Consider the following 26,555-nt stretch of genomic DNA (forward strand, 5'->3'; position numbering starts at 1 on the left):
ATGGTCATTTCCTCCTGGAACGACACTTACCGGGCATATCCGTTGGACAAGTGCCTGCAGCAGTTGATTGAGGAACAGGCTGAGCGCAGCCCGGACGCGGCGGCGGTGCGCTTCGAAGGCGAGGATGTGTGCTATCGCGAATTGAACCGGCGGGCCAACCTGCTGGCGCATCAGTTGCGTGGCTTGGGCGTGGGGCCGGACAGCCTCGTCGGCGTTCAGATGGAGCGCTCGGCGGAGCTGATGGTCGGCCTGCTGGCCATTCTGAAAGCCGGCGGCGCCTATCTGCCGCTGGATCCCGGCTACCCGGAGGAGAGGCTGGCGCTGATCGTCGAGGATGCGGCGGTCAAGGTCATCCTGACCCAGCGGCGCTTTCTCCCGCGGCTGGCGGCCTATGGCGGCGCAACGATCTGCCTGGACGATGCGGAATGCGATGTGTCGGCAGGACATGACGGCAACCCGGAGCCGGTCAACGGTCCGGACGATCTCGCCTACGTCATCTACACCTCGGGCTCCACCGGGCGGCCCAAGGGCTGCATGCTGCCGCACCGGGCGATCTGCAACCGTCTCTTGTGGATGCGGCGGCATTACGATGTGGGGGCGCAGGATCGGATTCTGCAGAAAACCCCGTTCACCTTCGATGTTTCAGTATGGGAACTATTCCTGCCGCTGCTGAGCGGAGCCTGCCTGGTGATGGCCAGGCCGGAAGGGCACAAGGACACGAATTACCTGGTGGAAACCATGCTGGCGGAGCGGATCACCATCTGCCATTTCGTACCGTCGATGCTGCGTTTTTTCCTCAAGCACCCCGCTGTTTCGCAATGCCGTTCGCTGGCCAAGGTGTTCGTCAGCGGCGAGGCGCTGACCCATGACCTGCTGCTGCAGTTCCGCGGCCGCCTGGAGGCCGAACTGCACAATCTGTACGGGCCGACCGAGGCGGCGGTGGACGTGACCTATTGGCCCGGCGAGCCGCGAGCCGACCAGATCGTGCCGATCGGCCGGCCGATAGACAATATCCAGATCCACATCCTGGACGCGGAAAGCCAGGCGGTACCGATCGGCGATACCGGCGAGCTGTGCATCGGCGGCGTGGGCCTGGCCAGGGGCTATCTCAACCGCCCGGAGCTCACCGCCGAGAAGTTCGTCCCCGATCCCTTTTCCGACGACGCGGCCGCCCGTTTGTACCGTACCGGCGACCAGGCGCGTTTCCTGGAGAACGGCGAAATCGAGCTGCTGGGCCGTTTCGACTCCCAAGTCAAACTGCGCGGCTTCCGGATCGAACTGGGCGAGATCGAGAACACGCTGCGCGGCCACCCGCTGATCGACGACGCGGTGGTCTTGGTCAAGGACCCCGGTTCGGAAGATCCCAAGCTGGCGGCTTTCGTGGTAGGCGCGGGGCTGGACAAGAAGGCGGTGCGGGACTTCATCAAGTCGCGGCTGCCGGAGTATATGACGCCGAATCTGGTTGCCTTCGTCGAGCATATTCCGGTGACCGCGCATGGCAAGGCCGATCGCAAGGCGCTGCTGGACGGCGCCGGCGTCCAGACGCCCGTCGCGGAAGCCGGACCGACGCGGCAGGCTGTGAGCGAATGGTTGGCCCGGTATTTCCGCGAGGCGCTCGGCGCGGCCGAATTGTCCGCCGACGATGATCTGTTCGACCAAGGCGCCACCTCCTTCACCCTGGTGCAGGCGGTGCACGGCATTCAGCAGGAGTACCGGGTCACGTTGCCGGTGGACGCGTTTCTGGAGCGGCCCACCATAGCGGCGGTAACGGGCCGCCTGCTGGCCGCGCTTGGCGGCGGCGAGGCGCCGGAAAGCGGGCAGTCAGAGCGGGGGGCAAAAGCGGATGAGGTTGCGATTCCGTTGGAGGAAGTCGGTTTCGATCCAAGTGCCTACCGCCGCGATGGCGGCAGTTCCGCCGATCTGGCGCGGCTGGGACGATTGCTGTCCTTGCTGAGGGAGACGCCGCTGGATGGCAACGGCAAGTATTTGTATTCGTCCGCAGGCGGCCTCAACGCGGTCCAGTGTTATCTCTACGCGGCGGAGGGGCGGATTCCCGGCCTGCCCGGAGGCGTCTATTACCACCATCCCCGGCTCAACCGCCTGCTGCCGGTCAGCGCGCAGGCGGTGCTGGATGCGGACGCTTTCCTGCCGGCGCAGCGCGGGCAGTTCGCCGCCGCCGGTTTCGCCTTGTTCCTGATCGCGGAAACCGACGCGATCGCGCCGATCTACAACGACGCCGCGCCCACGCTGGTGGCGCTGGAGGCCGGCTATATCGAGCAGATGCTGTTGTCGCGCCAGGCTGAGCTGGGTCTGACGCTCAGCCCGGCCTACGGCGTCGATTTCGCCGCGCTGGCCGAATCCTTCCGTCTTCAACCTAGCCACCGCTTCCTGCATTGCCTGATCGAAGGCACCGCGCCGGCTGGGCTGGCGCTCTATGGCGATGCCGGCCTGAGCGCCCACTGGCGTCGCCCGGACGCGGCGTTCGCCGACTTCCTCAGCGGACGGAACAATGGCTTCGCCCTACCGGGCGAGGAGGACATGGCCCGGCTGCATCAGGAGCAGCGGCAGATCCGCCCTGATTTGCCGGAGCAGGGTGACGGCGCGATCGCCTTGCCGGAAGAGCCCATCAGCGAGGACGCGCTGCGCTTGCGCGCGGCGAAGCGGCAGTATCTGGACGGGCCGCTGAGCTTTGGCCAGCTGAGCCGCTTGCTGAGCCTGCTGCGGCCGGACGGCGAGGGACGCAGCCTGCATGGCGCGGAGGTGGGGCCTGCAATCAAGGTCTATCTGCTGCTGGCCGAGCAAGGCGTGCTGTGGGGCTGCCAGGACCGTTATCTGCCGGCGGGCATATACCGTTACGACGCCGGTCCGCACTGTCTGCAGCGCGTCGGCGACGCCGACATGGCGGCGCTCAACGCCGGTTACAACCCGTTCAACCGCAGGCATGCGCAGCAGTCGAGGCTGCGGATTTTCCTGGTCGCGGGCCGCTCCCCGGCATTTGGCGAGGAAGGCCGCTATTTCAGCCTGTTGCAGGCGGGCCGGATGGGGCAGCTGCTGCTGGAGCGGCAGGGCGAATTCGGCGTGGGGCTATGCCCGATAGGCGCGATGAATTTCGATCGTCTGCGCGGCGCATTCGGCCTGGACGATGGCGACGAGTTGGCGCACAGCCTGGTCGGCGGCGCGGTGGAGCAGGCGCTGCCGGCCGCTTGGCCACGATTGGAAATCGGAGGCCAAGCCGCGTCCGGCCAGTCCTCCCCATCCTCCCGCGATGATGGCGCGCTGGCCATCGTCGGCATCAGCGGCCGGTTTCCCGGCGCGGCCGACGTGGACCAACTGTGGGTCAACCTGAGCGCAGGCCGTTCCAGCATCGGCGAGCTGAGCGGCGAGGCGCTGCTGCGCAGCGGTGCGTCCGAAACGGAGGCGTCCCACTGGGCGGCGGGCGAATTGGCGGACAAGCATCTGTTCGACCCGCTGCTGTTCAGGATCACGCCGGCTGAGGCGAAGACCCTGGATCCGCAGGAGCGTTTGTTCCTGCAGACGGTGTGGCATTGTTTGGAAAACAGCGGCTACACCGCGGACAACCTGGTTCGCCATGCCGGACGTGTCGGCGTGTTCGTCGGCGCGATGTGGGGAGATTACCAGCGACATGGCTCGGCCGGCCGCGAAGAGCGGGCTACCTCCTTCCTGTCGGCGATCGCCAATCGGGTGTCCTTCTTCAATGATTTCAACGGCCCCAGCGTGGTGTTCGACACCTCGTGCTCGTCGGCGATGACTGCGCTGCATTTCGCCTGCAACAGCATCCGCCAGGGCGAATGCAGGGCGGCGGTCGTCGGCGGCGTCAATCTGATCAGCCATCCGGCGCATCTGGAGCTGCTTTCCTCGCTGCAGCTGCTGTCCGGCGACGGCCAGGCCCATCCTTTCGGCCGCGACGCCGACGGCTGGGTGCCGGGCGAGGGCGTCGGTGCCTTGTTGATCCGGCCGTTGGCCGATGCCGAGCGGGACGGGGACCGGGTGCTGGGCGTGATCCGCGCCACCGCGGTCAGCCATGGCGGCAGAACCTTCCGCTACGGCGCGCCCAACGCCGACAGCCAGGCGCAGTCGATCCGGCTGGCATTGGAGCAAGCGGGCTTGGCGGCCGAGGATATCGGCTATATCGAGGCCGCGGCGCCGGGGGCCAGCCTGGCCGACGGCGCGGAGTTCGCCGCGCTTGCCCGGGTGTTCGGCGAACGGCGCGGCGACGCGCCGCTGCCGGTGGGGTCGATCAAGGGCAATATCGGCCATTTGGAGTCAGCATCTGCCTTGTCGCAGATCGCCAAGGTGCTGCAACAGCTGCGCCACGGCAGCATCGCCCCCACGCTGGGTTGCGCGCCGCTCAGCCCGGTATTGCCGTCCACCGGCGGCAGGCTCGCCGTCGCGGATGGCCTGTTGGCATGGAGCGGGCCGCGGCGGGCGCTGATCAACGCTTTCGGAGCCAGCGGCTCCGGCGGCCATTTGATACTGGAGGCACCGCCCGAGCGCGCGGCCGCTGCCGTCGACGCAGGGCCGTGGCTGTTCCCGTTTTCCGCCGCCAGCCGCGAGCAACTGGGCCGGCTGCTTGCGGCGTTCGCCGGTGATTTGCGTTCGGGGACGTTGGATGGCGAAGCCTTGGGCGACATCAGCTACACGCTTTGCGTCGGCAGGGTCGCGCTTGCTTGCCGGTTGGCGGTCGTCGCCGGCAGCCGCGAAGAATTGCTGAATTTGCTGGATGGAGTGGAGGCGTCTGCAGGCGCGCCACAGGCGGCGTCCGCGCCGGAGAGCCAGATTGAAAGCCTGAGGGGGCTGGACCGGCCAGCCCTGGCTGAGGCCGCCGCGGGCTGGATGGCCGGCGAGCGCGGCCTGGGGCGGATCGCGCGCCATGGGCGCCGGCGCGTCGCGCTGGCCGCCTATCCTTTCGCGGCCGTGGATTGCCATATCGCCGCCGCGGCCGTCGCGGAAGCGCCGCCGCCACTGGGCGACGAGACGCTGCAAAGGGCGCTGCAAGGCTATCTGCGCCGCCATTTTGCCCAGGTGTCGGCCATCGACGAGAGCGAGATCGATTGCCAGGAGTCGTTCGAGCGCTACGGACTGACCTCGCTGATGATCACCGCGTTGAACCGCCAGCTTTCGCAGGCGTTCGGCGAGCTGCCGTCCACGCTGTTCTTCGAATATCAGAGCATCGTCGAACTGGCCGACTATTTCGCCAACGAGCATCCGGCGCGCAGCCGGCAGCTGCTGGACATTCGGCCGGCGGTCGCCTGGCCGTCGGCCGGCGCCGCGGCCGCGCGCAGGGAGCTTCCGCGGCCTGGCCGGGACGGCGAGCCGATCGCCATCATCGGCCTGGCCGGACGCTTCCCCGGCGCGGAGGATCTGGACACGTTTTGGAACAATCTGCGCGACGGCGTGGACAGCATCGGCGAAATCCCCGCCGAGCGCTGGGAGCATGGCCGCTACTACAGCCGCGACCGAGCGCAAAAAGGCAAGATCCATACCCGCTGGGGCGGTTTCATCGACGGCATGGACCGTTTCGACCCGCTGTTCTTCAACATCTCGCCGCGCGACGCCGAGCGGATGGACCCGCAGGAGCGGATTTTCCTGGAAACCGCCTGGCACGCGCTGGAGGACGCCGGCTACGACAGGGCCGGGTTGCGCAGCCATTACCAGGGCGAGGTGGGCGTGTTCGTCGGCGTGATGCACGGCGAATACCTGCTGTACACCCGCTCCGCCGCGGCCGACTGCGAGGACGACGCGGTGGATTCCTCGTTCGGCTCAATCGCCAACCGGGTGTCGCACGTGCTGGACTGCAACGGCCCGAGCATGGCGGTGGACACCATCTGCTCGTCTTCGCTGACCGCGCTGCACCTGGCGGTGGAGAGCCTGCGGCGCGGCGAGTGCCGGCTGGCGTTCGCCGGCGGCGTCAACCTGTCGCTGCATCCCAACAAGTATTTCATCCAGTCGCAATTGACGATGTCGTCCACCGATGGGCGCTGCCGCAGCTTCGGCGAGGGCGGCGACGGCTTCGTGCCGGGAGAGGGCGTCGGCGCGGTTCTGCTCAAGCCGCTGTCCCAGGCCGAAGCGGACGGCGACCATATTTACGGCGTGATCCGGGCGACCACCGTCAACCACAACGGCAAGACCCACGGCTACACCGTGCCCAGCCCGAATGCCCAGGGCGCGATGATCGCCGCCTCGCTGGACAAGGCGGGCATGGACCCGCGGGAACTGAGCTACATCGAGGCGCACGGCACGGGCACGGCGCTGGGCGACCCGATCGAGATCGCGGGCTTGAGCCAGGGCTTCGCCCGCCGCAGCGCGGCCTTGGGCGTGGGAGCCGCGCCGGCCGGCCAATGCGCGGTGGGCTCGGTGAAGTCCAATATCGGCCATCTGGAGTCGGCGGCAGGCATCGCCGGCATCGCCAAGGTATTGCTGCAGCTCAGGCATGGCCAGTTGGCGCCGTCGCTGCACTCGGCCCGCCTGAATCCCGGTATCGCCTTCGCCGATTCGCCGTTCTACGTGCCGCAGCGCCTGGAATCGTGGCGGCGGCCGATGCTGAGCCTGGACGGACGCTTGCGCGAATATCCGCGCGCGGCCTCGGTGTCCTCGTTTGGCTCCGGCGGCGCCAACGGCCACGTGATTATCGCGGAATACCCGGCGCCCGCGCGGGCAGAAGAGGATGCGGCGCGCGCGGCGCTGATCCCGCTGTCCGCCAGGACGCCTGGACAGCTGCGGCAGGTGGCCGAGCGCCTGCTCCGCTTCCTGGGGCAGGACATCGGGGACTCGCCGGCGCTGCGGCTGTCCGACCTGGCGTTCACGCTGCAGCGGGGGCGGGAGGCGATGGAGCACCGCCTGGCTTTCCACGCCGAGTCCATCGCCCAGCTGAGCGCGCGGCTGGTCCAGGCCATCGAACGGCTGGCGGCGCAGCCCCAGCTGTCCGGCTGCTTCGACGACATTCATTTCGGCCGGGCGAAGGACAACAAGTCCGCGATGGCGGTGCTGGCCGAGGATGAGGACATGGCGGCGACGCTGGCGGCGTGGGCGGGCAAGGGCAAGCATCACAAGCTGCTGGAGTTGTGGGTGAAGGGTTTGCCGCTGGACTGGCGCGCGCTGGGGCAGCCGGCCGGCGGCGCGCGGCGCATCAGCCTGCCGGGCTATCCTTTCGCCCGGGAGCGGATCTGGGTGTCGGGCGAGTCGCATTACGCCGGCCAGGATGGCCCGATGGGCGGCGAGCGGCTGCATCCGCTGCTGCACGCCAACGTGTCAGACCTGTCGCGGCAGAAGTTCGCCTCCGTGTTCCACGGCGGCGAGTTCTTCCTGCGCGATCACCAAGTGGGCGGCTGCAGGGTGCTGCCCGGGGCGGCTTATCTGGAAATGGCCGGGGAGGCGGTTCGCCTGTCGCTGGGCGGGCAGGCCGGCGGCGGGTTCCATTTGCGCAACGTGGCGTGGTCGCAGCCATTGGCGCTGGCCGGCGGCGGCGGGGAGCTGCTTGAGGTGGAGACGCGCATCGACCGCCTGGACGATGGCAGGCTGGCTTTCGAGATTATCGAGCGCGGAGTAGACGCCGCGTGCTGCCAGGGCGAGGCCTGGCAGCAGGAGGGCGAGGCAGACGCGCCGAAGTCGCTGGCCGCGCTGCAGGCGGCGATCACCGGCGCGATGGACGCGGACGATTTGTACCGGATGTTCGACGGCGTCGGCATCCATTACGGTCGCTGGCACCGCGTGGTGCGCGAGCTGCGCGTTGCCGGCGGCGAAGCGCTGGCGCGAATCGAGCTGCCACAGCCGTTGTCCGGCCGCCAGCGTTTTTCGCTGCATCCCAGCCTGCTGGACGGCGCGCTGCAGACCACCTTGGCCGCGCTGGCGGCGGTGCGCGTCGAACGCGGCCTGGCGCCCCAGCCGGAGCGGACCTGGGTGCCTTTCGCGCTGGAGAGCCTGCGGGCGAGAGGCGAGCTGGGCGGGGAGATCTGGGCCTGGACGCGCAGCGCTCCGGCCGGGGACGATACGGAACAGCCGACGTTCGACATCGACATTTATAACCGGCAGGGCGAGCATTGCGCCGCGCTGCGAGGCTTCGCGTTGCGCGTGATGAAGCGGGAACAGACGGCTTTGGATGACGCGCCCGGCAGCCATCATTGCCTGGCGGAACGTTGGCGGCGTTGCGAGCCGGCCGATTCCGCGCCGTCGGCGAGCCGCTTGCTGTTGATCAGCAACGATCCGCGCGACGATCGCCAACTGGCTGAGCGCTATCCGCAAGGGAGCTTGCTGTCGTTGACGGGCGGGGAGTCGATCGACGAACTGGCCGAGCGGCTGCGCGAGTCCGGTTTCGCCGACCGCCTGCTGTGGCTGGCGCCTGCCGCGCCGGAAGCGGAAAGCGGTCTGGAGGGCATGATCCGCGCGCAGCAGCGCGGCGTGCTGGCGTGCTTCCGTCTGATCAAGGCGCTGCAGGCGCTGGAGTGGGACCAGCGTCCGCTGGAATGGACCGTGATCACCCGCGGCGCGTCGACCGTATCCGGCGCGGCCGACAGCCGCCATAGCGCCTTGACCGATCCGACGGCGCCGGCCCATGCAGGCGTGCACGGACTGGCGGGCGCGATGGCGAAGGAGCATGGCCATTGGCAGGTGAGGCTGGCGGATCTGCCGGCGGACGGCGCCTGGCCCGACCGGGACCCGTTGACGCTGCCGGCCGACCCCGCAGGGAACGCGCTTGCCTGGCGGGACGGCGTCTGGCATCGCCAGCATCTGACGCCTGTCCGGCCTGGCGCGTCCGATCGAGCGTCCAGTCTCTATCGCGACGGCGGCGTCTATCTGGTGATAGGCGGCGCGGGCGGGATCGGCCGGGTATGGACCGAGCATCTGATCCGCGCCCGCCAAGCGCAGGTGGTGTGGCTGGGACGGCGCGAGCGCGACGCGGAAATCGACGCGGCGATAGAGGCGTTGGCCAAGCTGGGCCCGGCGCCGCGCTATATCCGCGCCGACGCGGCCAGGCACGCGGAATTGAGCAGGGCGGCGGAAGAGGCGATCGCCGAGTTCGGCGTCATCCACGGCGTGGTGCACGCGGCTATCCAGCTGCAGGACAGCGGCTTGGCGCGGATGGACGAGCGGCGTTTCGCCGCCGGGCTGGCGGCCAAGGTGGATGTCTGCGTGCGGCTGGCCGAGGTGTTCGGCCGCATGCCGCTTGATTTCATGCTGTTCTTCTCATCGCTGCAGAGCTTCACCAAGTCGGCGGGACAGAGCAACTACGCGGCCGGCTGCGCGTTCAAGAACGCGTTCGCCCATTATCTGGCGCAGACGCTTGACTATCCGGTCAAGGTGGTCAATTGGGGATATTGGGGCGAGGTCGGCTCGGTTGCCGGCGACGACTACCGCCGCCGCATGGAAAAGCTCGGGTTAGGCTCGATCGATGGCGGGCAGGCGATGGCGGCATTGGAGACGCTGCTGGCGCAGCCGCTGTCCCAATTGGGCTTCTTGCGGACTTCCAGGCGGCTGGACGACGCCTTCGCCGAACTGCCGCTGCCGGCGCATCCGGACGGCGCCTTCGGTGAGCGCGGCGAGATATTGCCGGCAGATTATCTGTTATCGTCATCCGACGCCAGGCAAAGCCAGGCTGACGGCTGCGAGGTCAGGGCGGAAGTGGCGCGGACCGCGGCGGCGCGCGAGGCGCTGGACGCGCTCCAGGCGGGTTTGTTGTGCGCTCAGTTGCAGTCTCTGGGCTGCTTCGACGGCGGAGCCGGGACTGCGGAGGCAATGCGGCTGCGCGGCGGCCTGCTGCCGATGTACGGCCGCTGGCTGGACAAGAGCCTGGCCGAGTTGGCGCGGCGCGGCTACCTGTCGCCGGTGGGCGATGGCAGGCCGCTCGCCTACCGTCAGGCTGACCGGCGGTCGCCGGATCGTGACGAACTGTGGGCGCAATGGCAGGCGGGCACGCCGGCCTGGCTAACCGAACCGGCGCTGCAGGCCGAGGCGCGGCTGGCGGAAGCGATGCTGCGCGTTCTGCCGGACGTGTTGAGCGGACGTACCCCTGCGACCGACATCATGTTCCCGGACGCGTCCATGGCCATGGTGGAGGGAATATACCAGCGCAATCCGGTGTCGGATTTCTTCAATGAGGCGATGCTGGAGCAGATGGACGCCTTCGTGCGGCAGCGGCTGGCGGCGTCGCCCGACGCGCGGATCCGCATTCTGGAGATCGGCGCCGGCACCGGCGGCACCAGCGCGCGGGCTTTCGACAAGCTCAGACCGTATCGCGGCCATATCGCGGAGTACTGCTACACCGACGTTTCCCAGGCTTTTCTGCAGCATGCGCGTGAAAACTACGGCGCGGCCGCGCCGTATCTGAACTGCCGGCTGTTCGACGCCGGCCGGCCGCCGGCAGAGCAAGGCCTGGAGGCCGGCGGATACGATCTGGCGATCGCCACCAATGTGCTACACGCGACGCCGGACATCCGGCGGACCCTGCGCAACGCCAAGGCCGCGCTGAAGCGCAACGGCTTGCTGCTGATCAATGAAATCAGCGTCAACGGCTTGTTTACCCATCTGACTTTCGGCCTGCTCAAGGGCTGGTGGCTGTTCGACGACGAAGCGTTGCGGCTGCCGGGCGGCCCGGCATTGTCGCCGGAGCAGTGGAAGCGCGCGCTGGAGGGCGAGGGTTTCCGCCGGGTCCGCTATCCAGCGCTCTCTTGCCATGATCTGGGCCAACAAATCGTGATCGCCGAAAGCGACGGCGTGATCTGGCAGGAGGCCGGAGCCAGGCCGGCGCCGGCCAGCCGGCCCGTTCCCGCTGCGAGGGCCGCGCCGCGCGCCGATCTGGCGGCCAGGGCCGAACCGGCCAATGCGCCGGGACTGAAAGAGCGGGCGCTCGGCCATCTGCGGCGGACGGTCGGCGGCTTGTTCAAGATCCGGCCGGAAGAGATAGACGCGCGGGAGCCGCTGGAGACTTACGGCATCGACTCCATCCTGGTGGTGCAGCTGACCAATCTGCTGCGCGGCCAGGGGCTGAGCGTGGGCAGCGCGCTGTTCTTCGAGTGCCGGACCCTTGACGCGTTGGCCGACCATTTCGTCGTGGCGCAGCCCGACCGGCTGGCCGCGGCGCTGGGGGGCGACCCGGCAGCGCCGGCGGGGTCCGCATCCCCGGTCCGCGCCGACGCAGCGGAAACCGCTGCCCGGCTATCCGGCGACCGTTTCGCCGCCAGGCCCGCCGAGCCCGCTGCCGCGAGCCGGGAAAGCGCGGACGTCGCCATCATCGGCATCGCCGGCCGCTATGCCGGGGCCGACAATGTGGACGAGCTCTGGCTGCGGCTGAGCCAGGGTGAGAATTGCATAGGCGAAGTGCCGGCCGACCGCTGGGACTGGCGACGGTATTTCGATCCTGAGCCGGGCAAGGCGGGGCGCATCTACACCCGCTGGGGCGGCTTCATCCGCGAAATCGACAAATTCGATCCGCTGTTTTTCCACATCTCGCCGCGCGAGGCGGAAAAGATGGACCCGCAGGAGCGGCTGTTCCTGGAGGAGGCCTACCACTGCATCGCCGACGCCGGCTATACCCCGGCGCGGCTTAGCGCGGCGTCCCGGGTCGGCGTGTTCGTCGGCGTGATGAACGGCACCTACGCCCGCCAGTCCAGCTATTGGTCGGTAGCCAACCGGGTGTCCTACCAGTTCGATTTCCAGGGGCCCAGCCTGGCGGTGGACACCGCTTGCTCGTCTTCGCTGACCGCCATCCATCTGGCGCTGGAAAGCCTGCGCGGCGGCGCCAGCGACTGCGCGCTGGTTGGCGGCGTCAATCTGGTGGTCGATCCCGCCCACTATCTGGGTTTGACCGAGATGAAGATGCTGTCGCCTGGGCGCGAGTGCCGGGCCTTCGGCGCCGACGCCGACGGTTTTGTCGACGGGGAGGGCGTGGGCGTGCTGCTGCTCAAACCGCTGGTCAGGGCCGAAGCCGACGGCGACCGCATTTACGGCGTGATCAAGGGCAGCATGATCAACGCCGGCGGCAAGACCAACGGCTACACCGTGCCCAATCCGCTGGCGCAGAGCCGGCTGGTGTCGGACGCGCTGGCGGCGGCGGGCGTCGACGCCGCGGCGGTTAGCTATGTCGAGGCGCACGGCACCGGCACTGCGTTGGGCGATCCGATCGAGATCGCCGGTTTGGAGCGGGCCTTCCGCGATGCCGGACGGACGGTGGCGCAACGCTGCGCGATTGGATCGATCAAGCCCAATATCGGCCACTGCGAGAGCGCGGCCGGCATCGCAGGCGTCACCAAGGTGCTGCTGCAGCTGAAGCACCGCCAGCTGGCGCCGTCGCTGCATGCGGAAACGGCCAATCCGGAGATCGATTTCTCCGCCGGGCCATTTGCGGTTCAGCAGGCGTTGACCGCGTGGCAGCCCGCGCTGCATGCGGGCAAGCGCGTCGCGCTGGTATCGTCGTTCGGCGCCGGCGGCGCCAATGCCTGCGTGGTGATAGAAGAGCATGCCGATGTCCGGCGGCGGGCCATGCTCGCCGTCGACGAGCGGCGGCCAGCGATCATCCCCTTGTCGGCCAAAACCGAGGCGCAGCTGACGGACGTGGCCGGCCTGTTGTTGGATAGGCTGGAGCGAGAGAGCTGGGGTGACGCCGAACTGCCTGCGCTGGCCTGCACCTTGCAAACTGGACGGGAGGCGATGGAATGGCGGCTGGGCTTCCTGGCCGCGTCCATGGACGGGCTGAAGCGCTCGCTGAGGGATTTCGTCGACGATCCATCGAGCGCGCGGCATCTGCGCGGGCGGCTGAGCGCCGCGCGCCGCGCCCAGTTGAGCCATGCCAGCGCAGACGGCGGGACGCCGTTCGCAGACTGGATGGCCGAAGGCAGGCACGAGTCATTGCTGAAGGCTTGGCTCGACGGCCGGGACGTCGATTGGCGCTTGTTGTACCGGGATGGCGCGCCGCAGCCTGTCAGCCTGCCGGGCTATCCCTTCGCCCGCGAGCGCTATTGGCGTCCGCAGGCGGAGCCGGCCATAGAGGCGGCAACCATGCATCCGCTGCTGCATCGGAATGTGTCTGACCTGCGCGGCTTGCGCTACGCCAGCCGCTTCAGCGGCCGGGAGCGTTTCCTGTCTCAGCATGTGGTCGACGGCCGTGGCGTGATGCCGGGCGCGGCGATGGTGGCGATGATGGATGCGGCGCTGCGCGAGGCGTACGGCGCGGAGCCGTCCGACGGCCGTCTGCCGCGCATCCGCCATCTGGCCTGGACGCGGCCGTTCGTCGTGGATGGCGGCAACCGGGGCGAGTTGTTCCTGGAATTGGAGGCGTCGCTAGAGGGCGAGTGCCGGCTGGGCGTCTATTCGTATGGCAACGACGGGCTGCCGCTGCTGCATTGCCGCGCGCAGGCGGGCATGGCGGCAGCGCTGCCGGTGGCGCTGGATTTCCCGTCCGCCGCCGCGCGCCGGGTCGATGTCGACGCCTGCTACCGGCGCTTCGCCGAAATGGGCATCGAATACGGGCCGGGCTTCCGCGGCATGCGCTCGCTGCTGCGTACCGAAGATCAGGCGCTGGCGCGGGTGCGGCTGGAAAACGAAGCCGATGGCGAGGGCATGGCGATGGCTCCGGCGCTGCTGGACGCGGCGATGCAGGGGTGCATGGCGTTGCTGATAGACGAACTGGACGCGCAGCCGGCGTTGTTGCTGCCGGAGAGCGTCGGCGAATTCGCGCGCTTCGGCGATTTGCCCCCGACGCTGCAGGCATGGATCCGGCGGGTGGATGGCGAGCATTGCTTCGACTTGGCCTTGTTCGATGGGAACGGCGGGTGCCGCGCGTTGATCCGCCGCCTGTCGTTCAAGCCGGCGCCGCGCGGCAAGTCTCCGGGAGACGGCTTGTTCTGCCGTCGGCAGTGGTTGGACGCGGAGACGCCGCAAGCAGCCGAAGCGCAGCCGGAATTGCGGCTGGCGCTGACGCTGGGCAGCCATCCTGCCTTCGCAGGCCTGCCCGAGCGCTTGCGCGGACAGGGCGTGGAGTGCGCAGCGCTGGACGACATGGACTACGGTCAGGCAGCCTGGGCGCTGGCCGAGCGGATCCGGCCGCTGCTGGCCGCCGGGCGCGTCGGCGTGGCGCAGCTGATTGTGCCGCAGGATGACGCGCACGCTTATCGCGGCCTGGGCGGCCTGTTGTTCAGCGTCGGCCGCGAGCAGCCGGCGTTGGCCTGCCAACTGGTGGAGATCGCGCCGGAACTGGACGCTGGACTGCTGGCGCGGCAACTGTTGGCGGATGCGGAGGCGGCCGAGGAAGGCCATCTGCGTTATCTGTCCGCCGCCGGCGGTTTGCGGCGGCAGCGCCTGGCGTGGAGCCATGGTCCGCTGGCCGGCGGCGCGGCGCCCTGGCGGCCCGACGGCGCGTATCTGATCGCCGGTGGGCTGGGCGGCGTGGGCATGGCGATCGCGCGGGCGATTCTCAAAGCCGCGCCGCGCGCCCGGGTGTTGCTGTGCGGCCGCTCGGTTGCCGGGTCGCCGGGCGTCGCCGCCAAACTGGCGGCGTTGGACGGGCGCGGCTGCTATCGCCAGGCGGATCTTGGCGACGCGGCGCAGGCGCGGCGACTGATCGACTACGCGGTCGCGGAGTTCGGCGGCCTGCATGGCATCGTCCATTGCGCCGGCATCACCCGCGACGCTTTGCTGGCGGGCAAGACCAAGGCCGATTTCGACGCGGTGCTGGCGGCCAAGGTGGACGCCGCGCGCCATCTCGATCAGGCCAGCGCGGCGCTGGATTTGGATTTCTTCGTCTTGTGCTCGTCGGTGGCCAGCGTGCTCGGCAATGCCGGCCAGTGCGATTACGCGGCGGCCAATGGTTATCTCGACGCCTTCGCCGGCATCCGCAACCGCCTAGTCGCGGCGGGCGCGCGCCGGGGCCGCACCGTGGCGATCAACTGGCCGCTGTGGCGCGAGGGCGGCATGCGGATGAGCGAGGCCGCCATGCGCGCGCTGGCCGAGCGCACCGGCATCGAGTCGATGGACAGCGAAACCGGCATCCAGGCGCTGTACCAGGCGCTGGGCGACGGCGGCGACCAGCTGATGGTGCTGGCCGGAAACGGCGATCGTCTGGCCGCGCTGTTGGAGCGTGCCCCCCAGCCGGTTGTTGCAACGGCGTTGCCGGCGGACGACGGCGATCTGTTGTCCGATCTGCGCCGCCTGCTGGCGGACACGGTGAAAATCGCCGCGTCGCGGCTGGACGACGACGAGCCGTTCGAAAAGTATGGCATCGACTCGCTGATGATGATGGACATGACGTCGGTGTTGGAAAAGCGCTTCGGCCCCTTGCCCAAGACGCTGTTTTTCGAATATCCCAGCTTGCGCCGGCTGGCCGGCCATCTGTCGGCCGCGCTGCCGGACAGACAGGCGGCGGGAGAGGCGGCTCCGCTCGCCGAACTGCGGCGGATGCTGGCGGATGCCTTGAAGTTGACTCCGGCCGAGATCGACGATGAACGGGGCTTTGAGCAATACGGTCTGGACTCGCTGGCGATCATGGCCCTGTCCTGCGATCTGGATAAACGCTTTGGCCCGCTGCCCGGCGCGCTGCTGTACGAACGCTCAACGCTGCGCTCGCTGGCGGAATACCTGTCCAAGCGGCAGGCCGCGCCGTCAGGCTTCGAGCCGCTGTCGCGAACGGAGCCTGTTGCCGCCGAACCGGCGCCGCGGCAGCCGCGTCTGTTCGAGCGCGCGGCGCAAGCGCAGGCCGATGCGGCCGGAACCGATATCGCCATCGTCGGCCTGGCTGGGCGTTATCCGGATGCTGACGACGTGGAGGCGTTCTGGCGCAATCTCAGCCAGGGGCGCGATTCCGTCGGCGAAATTCCGGCCGAGCGCTGGGACTGGCGCGAGTATTACAGCGAGAACCGCGGCGAGAGCGGCGTGCACAACAGCAAATGGGGCGGTTTCATCGACGGCGTCGACCGTTTCGACCCATTGTTCTTCAATATCTCGCCGCTGGAGGCGGAGCTGATCGACCCGCAGGAGCGCTTGTTCCTGCAAACCGCCTGGAACGCGATGGAAGACGCCGGCTATGGCCGCCGGGCGGGCGAGGATGATGGCCGGACCGGCGTCTACGTCGGCGTCATGTACAGCGAGTACCAGCTATTCGGCGCGGAGGCCAGCATGAGGGGGCAACGGATGGGCTTCGCCGGCAGCAATGCCAGCATCGCCAACCGGGTGTCCTTCTGCCTGAATCTGCGGGGCCCCAGCATGGCGGTGGATTCTATGTGCTCGGGATCGCTGACCGCCATCCACCTGGCCTGCCAGGATCTGCGCGGAGGCCGGATCGCGATGGCCATCGCCGGCGGGGTGAATCTCACCTTGCATCCCAATAAATACCTGATGCTCAGCGGCGGGCAGTTCATTTCCACCCAGGGGCATTGCGCCAGCTTCGGCGAGGGCGGCGACGGTTACGTGCCGGGCGAGGGCGTGGGGGCGGTCGTGCTCAAGCGGCTGGCCGACGCGGAGCGCGACGGCGACCGCATCTACGGCGTGATCAAGGGCAGTGGGTTGAACCACGGCGGCCGGAGCGCCGGCTACAGCGCGCCCAATCCGAACGCGCAGCGGGAAGCCATTCGCGCGGCGCTGGACGACGCCGGCGCCGCGCCGGATGCCATCGGCTATGTCGAAGCGCACGGCACCGGCACCCGGCTGGGCGATCCGATAGAGATCGCCGGGCTGGCCGGCGCGCTGGGAGAGCGTCCGGCGGGACGCACTTGCTGGATAGGCTCGGTCAAGTCGAATATCGGCCACTGCGAAGCGGCGGCGGGCGTCGCCGGGCTGACCAAGGTGCTGATGCAGCTCAGGCATGGACAGATCGCGCCATCGCTGCATTCCGGCGCGCTGAATCCCTTCATCGATTTCGCGGCGACGCCGTTCGAAGTGAACCAGCGACTGCGCGAATGGCCGAGGCCGGAGCGGGATGGCCGGTCCGCGCCGCGGATGGCTGGCATTTCGTCGTTCGGCGCCGGCGGCTCCAATGGACACCTGATCGTGGCGGAATACCTTGGCTCGGCGGCGGAGGATGCCGAAAGCGGCCGGCCGGAAATGATCGTGCTGTCCGCCCGCGAGCCGGAGCGGCTGGAGCGCATGGTCGGCCGCCTGTTGGAGCGGCTGGCCAAGCCTCAGCCCGGAGACAGCCTAGCCGCGGTGGCCTACACGCTGCAGGCGGGGCGCGAAGCGATGGCGCACCGCGCGGCCTGCGTTGTCGGCAGCATGGATGAATTGCGCGAGGCGTTGGGACGTTTCGCCGCCGGCGATCGCCGCGGCTGGATCTGCGGCGAGGCGATGGCGGCCGGCGCGCTTGCCGAGCGATTCAAAACCGTCCCCGGCGCCCTGTGGCGCGAACGTTTGGCTGCGCTGTTCGCCGCCGGTGAGTTACGGGCGGCGCTGGAGTTGTGGAGCCAGGGGCTGGCGGTGGATTGGGAAGCGCTTAGGGGGCCAGGAGGCCGGCGCATCGGCCTGCCCGGCTATCCCTTCTCCGAGGAGCGCTATTGGGCGCCGACCGGCGCGCGGCGGCTGCCTGTGAGCGCCGGGAGGCGGCATCCCTTGCTGCATCGCAATCAGTCGTCGTTCGACCGCCAGCGGTTCTCCACCGACTTTGACGGCGGCGAGCCCTGGCTGCGGGACCACCAGGTCGGCGGCCGCAAGGTGCTGCCCGGCGCGGCATGCCTGGAGATCATCCGGGCCGCGGCCGCGCAGTCGCTGGGTGCCGGCGGCGCGGTGACGATGACGCAGCTCAACTGGGTGGCGCCGTTCGCTGTGGAGGCTGGGCCGCGCAGGCTGCATGTGGAGCTGACGCGCATGGACGGCCGGATCGCCGTCGAGCTGAGCAGCGGCGGCGGGGAGGCGCGGGCGACGCTGCATTGCCAGGCGCTGGCGGCAGCGTTGCCCGCCGGCGGTCAGCAGCGCTTGGATCTGGCGGGCTGGCAAAGCCGCGATTGGCCGCTGCGGCTGGACGGCGGGCAGGTGTATCGGCTGTTCGAGCGGATGGGCGTCGAATACGGCCCCAGCCATCGCGGCATCCGCGCGCTGCGGACGGCGCAGAGCGGCGACAGACGGCTGGCGCTGGCGGAGCTGTCACTGGAGACGGACGTGCGCGCCGACGCTGCGGGCTGCTGGCTGGAGCCAGGCATGGCCGACAGCGCGCTGCAAGCGGCGATCGCCATGTTGCTGCCGCTGGACGGTGCGCCGCTCGAGTCTTCGGGCTGGATGCCTTTCGAGCTGCGCAGGCTGGACATTCTCGCGCCTGGCTCGGGCCGGATGTGGGCGCTGCTGTCCTGCCCGGCGGAAGATCCGCAGGCCGGCATCGACATCGATCTGTGCGATGAGCAGGGCAATGTCTGCGCGCGCTTCCAGGGCTTGAGGTCCCGGTCGCTGCCGGACACGAAACCTGCCGAAGCGGAGCGGGAGGAGGAATGGCTGCTGGCGCCCGTGTGGGAAACGGTGGCTGGCGCGGCGGAGCCGCGCCCGGCAGCCCGCGTCCCAGCGCTGGTGTTCGGCGCTTCCGGCGCGCGCCGCCAGGCAGCGGCCGCGCTGTATCCCGGCGCGGAGCTGACGCCGGACGGCGACTATTCGGCTGCGCTGGGCGGAGGCCGGAATCTGGACGAGGTGGTGTGGCTGGCGCCGTCCGAAACCGATATGGGCGCAACCGATCCGGAACTGCTTCCCGCGCAGCGGCGCGGCGCGCTGGCGCTGTTCCGCCTGGTCAAGGCTTTGCTGAGCCAGGGCTATGGCCGGCGCCCGCTGCGGCTGACCGTGGTCACGCAATCGGCCGTCGGCGCGTTGGCGGACGAGGCGTGCCGGCCGGCCCACGCCGCGGTTCATGGCCTGGCCGGCTCGCTGGCCAAAGAGTATCCGCACTGGAGCGTCCGTTTGGCCGACTTGGACGGCGAGCGGCTGGCGCCCCTCGCGGAGGCGCCGTTCGATGCGGTTCCTTCCGGCGCCGCCCTGGCCTGGCGGCAAGGCGGCTGGCGGCGCCGGCGGCTGGCCAGGGTGGATGCGGCCGCGCCGGACGCTGCTGGGCCGCGCTGCCGCGAAGGCGGCGTCTACCTGGTGGTGGGCGGCGCCGGCGGCATCGGCGACGTGTGGAGCCGGCACGTGATCCGCAAGCACCGCGCCCGCGTGCTTCTGCTGGGCCGCCGGCCTCTGGAGGGCGAGCTGCGAGCCCGGCTGGACGCGTTGACCGCCTTCAGCCTGCGCAGCGGCGCGCCGGCCCCGGTCTACCTGCAGGCGGATGCCGCCGACGAGCGGCAGCTAGACGCGGCGAGGCGCGCGGCGATCGAGCGCTTCGGCCGCATTGACGGCGTGGTGCACTCGGCGCTGGCGCTGCGGGACGGCAGCCTCGCCAAGATGGACGAGCAGGCGTTCACCGATGTGTTGGACGCCAAGGCAGCCACTTGCGCGGCGCTGGCCCGTGTGTTCGCCGACAGCGCGGCCAAATTGGATTTCGTGCTGTTCTTCTCCTCGATGATGTCCTTCAGCACCGCGGCGGGACAGGCCAATTACGCTGCCGGCTGCGCGTTCGCCGACGCGTTCGCCGACCGGCTGCGCAGCGACTGGCCATGCCCGGTCAAAGTGATCAACTGGGGATACTGGGGAGGTGTCGGCTCGGTCAGCGGCGCCCGCTACCGCGAACGGATGGCCGCGCTGGGGCTGGGGTCCATCGAGCCGGAAGAAGGCATGCGGGCGCTGGAGCGGCTGCTGGGCGGAGAGCTGGATCAACTCGCCTTGCTGAAGGTGCTGCGAGGCGGGCAGGCGGACGGCCTGGGCACGCTGGCCGGCCTGATCTCCGGCGACAGCATCCGCATCCACCCGGACGAAAGGCCGGACATGGACGCGCTGGCGGGCCGGCTGGCCGCCAGACTGGCGGCGTTGACGCCGCCGCAACACGTGACACGCATCGAAACAAGCATTGACGGACGCTCCGGGCGCCGCGAGGAAGTGGAAACATGCTGACAGCCGCAAATCAGACCAACGTATCCCAGGCCGAGGCGCTGGACGCCCTGGCGCGCCGCGTGCTGGCCGCCCAGTTGCGGCAGCTGTCGCTGCTCGGCGCGGACGATCTGGAACGCCTGGACCGGAAAGGGGACGCGATCGCGCGGGATCACCGATATCCCTGGCTGCGGGAAAGCCTGCGCTATGCGGAGGGCGTGGAAGCGGAAGCGCCGGAACGCGCGTGGGAACAATGGCGGGCATGCTTGGCCGGCTGGCGGGAGAACGCCGATCTGGCGGCCAGGGCGCGGCTGCTGGATGCCTGCCTGCAAAGCCTGCCTGCCTGGCTGAGCGGCGAAACGCCCGCCACCAGCGTGCTCTTTCCCGGCGGCTCGATGGCGCTGGTGGAGGGGGTGTACAAGAACAACGAGGTGTCCGACTACTTCAACCGGGTGTTGATCGAGTCCGCGCTGGCCTATGTCGAAAGCCGCCCGAAAGACGCGGAGCCGCTGCGCATCCTGGAGATCGGGGCTGGCACCGGCGGCGCCACTGCGGGTCTGCTGGCCGCGCTGGCTCCCTGGAGCGGCGCGATCGGCGAATATTGCTATACCGACCTGTCGCATGCCTTCCTTCAGCATGGCGAGGAAACTTTCGGCCGCGATCATCCCTTCCTGCGCACCCGGCTGTTCGATGTGTCGCGGCCCTGCGCCGAGCAGGGCATAGACATCGGCAGCTACCATCTGGCGGTGGCGAACAATGTGCTGCACGCCACGCCGGATATCTGCCAGACCCTGCGCAACGCCAAGGCCGCGCTGCGGGGCGGCGGCCTGCTGCTGATCAATGAAATCAGCGAGGCTTCGCTGTTCACCCATCTCAGCTTTGGCTTGCTGGAGGGCTGGTGGAACTACCGCGACGCCGAGCTGCGCATTCCCGGCTGCCCTGGCTTGTCGCCGGCGGGATGGCGCGCGGCGCTGCGGCAGGAAGGGCTGGACCCGGCGTTGTTTCCGGCCGAGACAGCCCACGGGCTGGGGCAGCAGGTCATTCTCGCCGTCAGCGACGGCATCATCCGCCAGCAGGCGGAAGCGACGCTGGCCGAAGCGGGGCAGCCAGCCGAGACGGCGCGGGACAATGAGCCCATTCCGCAGGAGCAGGATGGCTGGCGGGGGCGGGTGGGCGCGTATCTGCGGGAGTTGGTGGCTTCCACGCTGAAGATCCCGGCAGCCCGGCTGCACCCGGCGCGCCCGCTAGAGGAGTACGGCCTGGACTCCATCCTGGTGGTCAGATTGGTCAACGCCTTCAACGAGCGTTTCCAGGCGGTGGACAGCGCATTGTTCTTCGAGCTTCCGACGCTGGCCGCGCTGACCGAGCACTTCCTCGCGCATCGGGATGCCGAACTCAAGGCGCTGCTGGGACATAACCCGCCGGAGGCCGGTAAGGGGTCTTCCATGATCGCGGGGGCTGACGGCGAGGACGATGCGCACTTGGCGAACGCGCCGCGGACTGGGCCTTCGGATTCCGAGGGCGGACTCGCCATCGCCGTCATCGGGTTGGCCGGACGCTATCCGGGCGCGGCGTCGCTGCGCGACTTCTGGTCCAACCTGGCCGAAGGCCGTTGCTCGATAGACGAGATTCCGGCGCAACGCTGGGACTGGCGCCGTTATTTCGATCCGGAAAAGGGCAAGGCCGGCAGCAGCTATACCCGATGGGGCGGCTTTCTCGACGATATCGACAGCTTCGATCCCGCCTTCTTCCGCATCTCGCGGCGCGAGGCGGAGCGCATGGATCCGCAGGAGCGGCTGTTCCTGGAGACGGCTTACCACTGTGTCGAGGACGCCGGCTACAACCCGGCGGCGCTGGGCCGGCTGGGCGAGGTCGGCGTGTTCGTCGGCGCGATGAACGGCGGCTACCACCCGATGCCCAATCATTGGTCGATCGCCAACCGGGTGTCCTATCAACTGAACCTGAACGGGCCCAGCCTGGCGGTGGACAGCGCCTGCTCATCGTCGCTGACGGCGATCCATCTGGCGGCGGAAAGCCTGGCCGGAGGGAATTGCCAGCTGGCGATAGCCGGGGGCGTCAACCTGATCGTCAATCCCCACCATCATCTCGGCCTGTGCGAAATGATGATGCTGTCGCCGGGCGAGCGCTGCAGCGCTTTCGGCGCGGATGCAGACGGCTTCGTCGACGCCGAGGGCGTGGGCGCGGCGCTGCTCAAGCCGCTGGACAAGGCGCTGGCGGACGGGGACCGGATATACGGCGTGATCCGCGGCGGCGCGATCAACGCCGGCGGCAAGACCAACGGCTATACCGTGCCCAGCGCCGGCGCGCAGCGGCGCGTGCTGGAGAAGGCGCTGTCGCGCGCCCGGATGGATGCCGGGCGGATCAGCTATGTCGAAGCCCACGGCACCGGCACCGCGCTTGGCGATCCCATCGAGATCAGCGGCCTGGTCCGCGTCTTCGGCGACAGCGCCGCTCCGTGCGCAATCGGCTCGGTCAAGAGCAATATCGGCCATTGCGAGAGCGCGGCGGGCATCGCCGGGCTGAGCAAGGTGCTGTTGCAGCTGCGCCGCCGCCAGCTGGCGCCGACGCTGCATGCCGAACGCCTCAATCCGAAGATCGATTTCGACGGCACGCCGTTCAGCCTGCAGCTGCGGTTGGGGCCGTGGCGCGCCAACGGCGCGACGCGGGTCGCGGCGGTTTCCTCGTTCGGCGCCGGCGGCGCCAACGCTTCGCTGATCGTAGAGGAGCATGTCGCGGCGGCCGATTCCCGCCCGGCGGCGGCCGGGCCGTGGCTGGTCCCCTTGTCGGCCCGCGATCCGCAGCGGCTGGAGGAGGCGGTCGCCCAGCTGCGGCGCTTCCTGAGCGACGACGAGGGGCGCGGCGCGGAGATGGCCGATCTGGCGCATACGCTGCAGCAGGGACGGGAGCCGATGGCGCAGCGGCTGGCACTGCTTGTCGATTCCGCGGCGGAGCTGGACGAGCGGCTGGCTCGCTGGCAGGCGGGGACGCCGGCGGAGGGCGTGTTGAGCGGCCATGTGGATCCTTTCGGCGACAATGCGCCTGCCGACGCGGGACGCCTGGCCGACATCGACCGCTGGCTGGAAAGCGGGATGCTGGCCGAACTGGCGGCAGCATGGGTCGACGGCTGCGAGATCGATTGGCAGCGGCTGCGCCGCGACCCCGCCTGCCATCTGCCGCGGCGGATCAGCCTGCCGGGCTATCCTTTCGCTAGGCAACGCTGCTGGCTGCCGGGCCTGCCGCACCCGCAGGCCGGCGCGAACGATGCCTGGAGCGACGCGGCGTCGGCGGAGGGGCCGGCGCTGGACGACTGCTGCTATCTGCCCGACTGGCGGCCGTACCCGGCGGCCGGCAAGCCCGCGCCGACCGGACCGGGCGCGGCGGTATTGGTGGCGCTGGAGGCGTGCGGCGTGGCGGCCGAGCGGCTGCTGGATTCGATGGAGCGGCATTACCGCGCCGAGCGCAAGGTGGTGCGGATACGCTGCGGCGATGGCGGCACCGAGGCGCTGGCTGCCGGGCACTGGCGCTGCGGCCGCGGCGACGCGCAGGGTTTCGAGCGGATATTCGCCGAAATCGGCGAGGCGGCCTGCATCGTGGTGATGGGGCCGGAGGCCGCCGAGGTCGCGCCGGCGGAGCTGGCTGACAGCACCGAGCGCAACGAGCTGCCGCTGCTGCGCTTGTTCAAGGCCGCGCAGAGCCGCCTGGCCGCGGATGCCTGGCTGGATTGCTTCCTGATCTCGCAGCGCCGTTATCCCGCAGGGGATGAGGCGGGCGCCAACCCGCAGGGCGCGGGCATGGCCGGGTTGGGCTACGCGCTGGCGCAGGGCGACCACCGGGTGCGCCTGCGCAATCTGGACATTGATCCGGCGGAAACGGCCGATGCCGCGGCGCTGAGCCGCTTGCTGGCGCACATTACCGCCGAGCCTGGCTCCGAGCGGGGCGAGCCGGTCAGGCTGGCGCGCGGCGAGCGGTTGGAGCAGCGGCTGGTGCCGGTGGCGTTGCCTGCCGGCGGCGCGACGGCGCTGAAGCGCGGCGGCGTCTATCTGATTCTGGGCGGCGGCGGCGTTATCGGACGGACCATCAGCCGGCAGCTGATCGAGCATTACCAGGCCCGCGTGGTGTGGCTGGGGCGAAAGGCGGCCGACAGCCCTGAAGTGAGGCAAAGCCTGGCCGCGCACGAGCTGCGCGGCGGCGTCGACTACATCCAAGCCGACGCGACCGATCTGGCCCAGTTGCAAGGCGCGGTGGCGGAGGCCAAGCGGCGTCACGGGCGGCTTGACGGCGCGGTGTTCTCCGGCATGGTGTTCGATTTCGAGAACGGCATCCAGCAGACCTCCGAAGCCCGGTTCCGCGAAATCCTGGGCATCAAGAGCTGCGGCAGCGTCAATTTCTACCAGGCGCTGGCCGGCGAGCCGCTGGATTTCCTGTGTTATTTCTCGTCGGGGCAAGGGTTCGCGTTTTCCGGCGCGGCCCGCTTGTCGGCCTATTCCTGCGGCATCGCCTTCGCCGACGCGTTCGCTGAATGGGCGCGGCCGGCGGCGCCTTTCCCGGTTGGGGTGATCAACTGGGGCTTCTGGCGCGCCTCGCTGCGTGAACAGGAGATCAGCCGCCACATGGACGCGCTGGACGACGAGGAAGGCTTCGCCTGCTTCAGCCGCTTCGTTTCCCAGCTGGCCGGCGGCTCGCTGTCGCGGCTGTTGTGCATCAAGGCCTCGGCCGCCGTCCGGCAGCTGATGGCGGTGCCGGAAGGGCTGCGTTACCGGCTGGACCCGTCGCCGGGTTTGCCGGCGGGACAGGACCGCATCGAGTTGGACCCCGCCGAAATGGCGCGTCTGCGGCGCACCTTCGATCCGGCCGTTCTCGACCAGTCCGTCGCCGTCTTGCTGCTGCTTCAACTGCGGGAGCTGGGCGTTTTCGCCGGACCGCAGATGCGGGACGCGGAAAGCTGGCGGAGGCAGGCTGGCGTCGCGGACCGTCATGGCCGCTGGTGGGCGGAATGCCTGGCCATCCTGGCCGAACATGGCCTGTTGCGGCAGGAGGGGGACGCTTTCGGCCTGGCGGCGAATGTTCCGGCCGGCGGCCGGGACGCCATCCAGACCGCCTGGCGCGGACAGCTGGACCGCTATCTGGCCGACCCCGACCGTCAGGCGCAGGCGGCGCTGATCGATGACTGCCTGTCCAGGCTGCCTGACATCCTGCGGGGCCGCGCGCAAGCGACCGATACGCTGTTTCCGGACGGCTCCATGGACAAGGTGGAAGGCATCTACCAGCGAAACACGCTGTCAGACTTTTTCAACGCCAGGCTGGCGGAGCGGGTGGCGGAGCAAGTCCGCGGCCTGATCGAGCGGCATCCCGGCCGCCCGGTGCGAATACTGGAGGCCGGAGCGGGCACCGGTGGCACCACCGGCGCGGTATTGGCGGCGCTGGAGCCGCTGGCTGGCGGCATCGGCGAGTACTGCTATACCGATCTGTCGCGCGCCTTCCTGCGGCATGGCGAAAGCCGCTTCGCCGCCGGACGGCCGTATTTCCGGACCCGGACGCTGGATATCGGCCAGCCGGCCGTTGCGGGGCCGCGGGATGACGGCGCTTACGACATCGTGATCGCCACCAATGTGCTGCACGCCACCGCCAATATGCGCCGCACGCTGTCCCGGGCCAAGTCCCTGCTGCGCGGCGGCGGCCTGCTGGCGGTCAACGAGCTGGTGCGCAAGACCGCGGCCGCCACCGCGACCTTCGGCCTGCTGGATGGCTGGTGGTTGTACGAGGACGCTTCGTTGCGTATTCCAGGCTCGCCGCTGCTGGCTGAGGACGCCTGGCTTTGGCTGCTGAGAAGCGAGGGTTTCCGACAGGCGGTACCGCTGATCGGAAGCGGCGATGAGTTGGGGCAGCAGATTTTCGTCGCCTACAGCGACGGCCTGATCCCACAGCAAACCGGACAAGGCGCGCAGGCGCCGGAAGCGGAGAACGACCATTTGACGCAACAATGCCATCCGGCCGGCGCGAGCCCGGCCGCAGAAGACATTTCCGAGCGGCTGCAGCGGCTGATCGTCGACGCGCTAGCCAGCACGCTCAAGGCTGATGGCGACAGCATCTCGCCGCGCGCGCCATTTTCCGACTACGGCGTGGACTCCATCCTGGGCGTCGGCTTCGTCAAGCAGCTTGCCGGCAGACTGGACATCCCGCTCAACAGCGCCATTTTGTTCGACCACGCCACGGTGGCTAGGCTGCGGGACTACCTGCTGGCCGCCTACGGCGCCCAGGTGCGGCGCGCGCTGGAGGCGGCCAGCGCCGCAGCGTCCCGTCGGGAGGCCGCGCCGACGGCTGCCTCGGCTGAGGACATCAGTCCGGTGATGGCGGCGGCCCTTGCCGGCGGGGCTAGGGTTTCCGAACCGGTCCGGCCGGAGGCGGACAGCGGCCGCATCGCGGTGATCGGGATGTCAGGCCAGTTTCCCGGCGCCGACGATCCCGATCAGTTGTGGAGCAAGCTGCTGGCCGGGACCGATTGCGTGGAGGATCTACCCGCGCATTACCTCGCACCGGACGCGTACAGCGCGGACAAACAGCCGGGCAAGAGCCAATGCCGGCGAGCGGGCATCTTGAAGAACCGC

Annotated in this window: 2 protein-coding genes (1 of these 2 only partly in view); both read left to right on the forward strand. The window is 69.3% G+C overall.

All coding sequences use genetic code 11. The features are described 5' to 3' along the window. On the forward strand, nt 1-19,953 hold the full coding sequence (locus ACY3GB_RS02295) for an amino acid adenylation domain-containing protein (protein WP_463087298.1): 19,953 nt from the start codon (nt 1-3) through the stop codon (nt 19,951-19,953). Continuing rightward, on the forward strand, nt 19,947-26,555 hold the 5' end (the start) of the coding sequence (locus tag ACY3GB_RS02300; RefSeq protein ID WP_463087299.1) for an SDR family NAD(P)-dependent oxidoreductase. The gene runs 8,475 nt beyond the window's last position; only the first 6,609 of its 15,084 coding nucleotides appear in the window; its start codon is at nt 19,947-19,949; the stop codon falls past the right edge of the window. The genes ACY3GB_RS02295 and ACY3GB_RS02300 overlap by 7 nt, the downstream gene beginning before the upstream one ends.

This window comes from Chromobacterium sp. Ag138, assembly GCF_055181315.1.

Bases quoted from the DNA above. Each gene is read 5' to 3' on its own strand.
- ACY3GB_RS02295 (WP_463087298.1), top strand. From the start codon at position 1: ATGGTCATTTCCTCCTGGAACGACACTTACCGGGCATATCCGTTGGAC.